Source organism: Grimontia sedimenti (assembly GCF_011045095.1).
Classification (GTDB): Bacteria; Pseudomonadota; Gammaproteobacteria; order Enterobacterales; family Vibrionaceae; genus Enterovibrio; species Enterovibrio sedimenti.
The window spans coordinates 1-2,565 of sequence record NZ_JAALDL010000040.1 but is presented as its reverse complement, the minus strand read 5'-3'; the positions used below and the strand labels follow the sequence as shown (position 1 = coordinate 2,565).

Genomic DNA, 2,565 nt, shown 5'->3' with positions numbered 1-2,565 from the left:
CGTCGGTGCCGCCCGTGGTCGAACCGTCCGTCGTACCCGTCGTTGAGCCGTCGGTGCCGCCCGTGGTCGATCCGTCCGTCGTACCTGTAGTCGAGCCGTCGGTCGTACCTGTGGTGGTGCCGTCGGTCGTACCTGTGGTGGTGCCATCCGTACCGCCCGTGGTCGAGCCATCGGTGGTACCTGTGGTTGAGCCGTCTGTGCCGCCGGTAGTTGAACCGTCGGTCGTACCTGTAGTGCTGCCGTCAGTACCGCCGGTGGTCGAACCGTCAGTGGTACCTGTAGTCGAGCCGTCAGTACCGCCCGTGGTCGAACCATCCGTGGTACCTGTAGTCGAGCCGTCGGTGGTACCCGTGGTCGAACCGTCCGTCGTACCTGTAGTCGAGCCGTCAGTGCCGCCCGTGGTTGAACCGTCTGTAGTACCTGTGGTCGATCCATCGGTGCCGCCGGTGGTTGAACCATCGGTGGTGCCATCCGTACCGCCCGTGGTTGAACCATCGGTGGTGCCTGTAGTCGAGCCGTCTGTGCCGCCCGTGGTCGAGCCATCGGTGGTACCTGTGGTTGAGCCGTCAGTACCGCCGGTGGTTGAACCATCGGTCGTACCTGTAGTGCTGCCGTCAGTACCGCCGGTGGTTGAACCGTCAGTGGTACCCGTTGTTGAGCCGTCAGTGCCGCCCGTAGTCGAACCGTCCGTCGTACCTGTAGTCGAGCCGTCGGTCGTACCTGTAGTGGTGCCATCCGTTCCGCCCGTGGTCGAACCGTCTGTCGTACCCGTCGTTGAGCCGTCGGTGCCGCCGGTGGTTGAACCATCGGTGGTGCCCGTGGTCGAGCCGTCAGTACCGCCCGTAGTCGAACCGTCCGTCGTACCTGTGGTTGAGCCGTCTGTCGTAACGCCAGGGCCACCATTTGGTGGATTTACGCCATCGGTTGAACCATCGTCCCCCGAGCCATCTGTTTTTCCATCTGTCGAACCGCTGTCGGTTATACCGCTGTCTGTAGAACCACCATCAGTTGAGCCAGTCTCTGTGCCGGGATCAGTAATTTCACTATCAGGGTTATTTGCACCAAAGGCGTTATCGCCTGAGTCACAGCCAACTACCAGCAGAACCGAAATTAATATTGCTAATTTGGTTCTGAGCTTGAATTCACGCATGTCATTTGCTCCCAGCAAATTATTCTAAGCACCGAATTGGACAACTATGTGTGAGAGGATTTGGTACAAATTAAGGCAGTTCAACAAACAGATTCATATGACTTCCATGGTCAACAGCCTTTAACCCTTAAAAAGAATTTCCCGTCCTAGCAGGCGTCATTAATGGAAAATATCGGCCAGAGAGAAATAAACACAACACACCAGATACACTGAATATATAAGTAAGAGTGAATGTGCAAACTTGAATGGAAGTGCTGCCTTTCTATCAAATCATTTAATTTTTCATTTTTTAATAATGTTATCCATTAGATTTTTACTAACTCTAAACTCATGCCTGACTAGTTCTTTTCTGGTACTCAAAACACTAAATTTTGTGTTGTTATACGGATCAATGTCACATTAATGCATTTTAGATGCATCTAAACGCTTTCTGTTTTTGGTACGCACTTTCATCATCTTATGATTTCATTGACCTTCCAAAAGAATCACATAACAAATTTAAATAGGTAGCCACCTAAATTACATTAGGACTAGTTTTTAAATTAGCAATCCCTATATAAGTTAAAAAATAAAACTAATAAATACAAAGTTTGACGATCATAAAATTCATCAAAATATAATCATGGCCAGCATTTAAAACTAGCCACAACTGACAACTAAACTAGTCAAGCAATCGATGCTGATTTAATGGGAGTTATATAAGAAGTGCAGAAAACCGTAAGATAAAGACTAAAAGTAAAAGGTATCAAAATTAAGGCATCCCGAATATAATTTATGATACTATTATTTCCATATTAAAATTATGGCAATAGGTTAATGTTCGATTTTATTAACTTTTTCTTGTATTACCTTATGACTCTATACTGATCCCTACAGATTGATGTTGACTGTTTGTCAGGAGTAATAAAATGCATGACCCCAAGTCGACTCTTTGCAGTGCCAACAGTAATCTAATCAATACTCCTGATAATGCTGCACAGTTAAGAGCCTCCTCTCCTGTTATATGTTACCAAACTGATTCTCTTCCTGTTTTTGATATAACTTTTTATAAATCAATTAGATCAGTATCTGTCAGGACACTGTTGTTTGATATTCCCCCTCGACAAGTGCGATGCTTTACCGTTCCTGCTGGGAGCTTCTTTAGTATTTCCTGCTTACATGGTTCTCAGGTCGGAGATTTAAACCTTTGGCAGCGCGACAATTTGAGTGAGCGCTTTTTTAGTGGAAAAACACGCCAGTTACATGCTACTCACCTAACCACAGGCGACAGGCTTTGGAGCAATATGCCTTATCTGCGCCCAATAGCTACAATCACCGATGATTCACTGCAATGGTATGGCTGGGATGATGACGGTGCTGGTGTACATGACGTGATTGGCACACGGTGCGATCCATACACTCATCACAATCTTCAT

General features: G+C 47.2%; 1 protein-coding gene and 1 pseudogene. One reads left to right on the top strand and one right to left on the bottom strand.

Going from position 1 to position 2,565, the window contains the following annotated elements; translation table 11 throughout:
* A pseudogene (locus tag G5S52_RS23360) lies at positions 1-1,150 on the bottom strand (hypothetical protein); the annotation flags it as partial.
* A 908-nt stretch (positions 1,151-2,058) separates the two neighbouring features.
* Here G5S52_RS23360 and G5S52_RS23355 point away from each other — a divergent pair.
* Positions 2,059-2,565 (top strand): urea carboxylase-associated family protein (locus tag G5S52_RS23355; protein WP_165018869.1); only part of this gene is annotated, 507 nt, incomplete at its 3' end.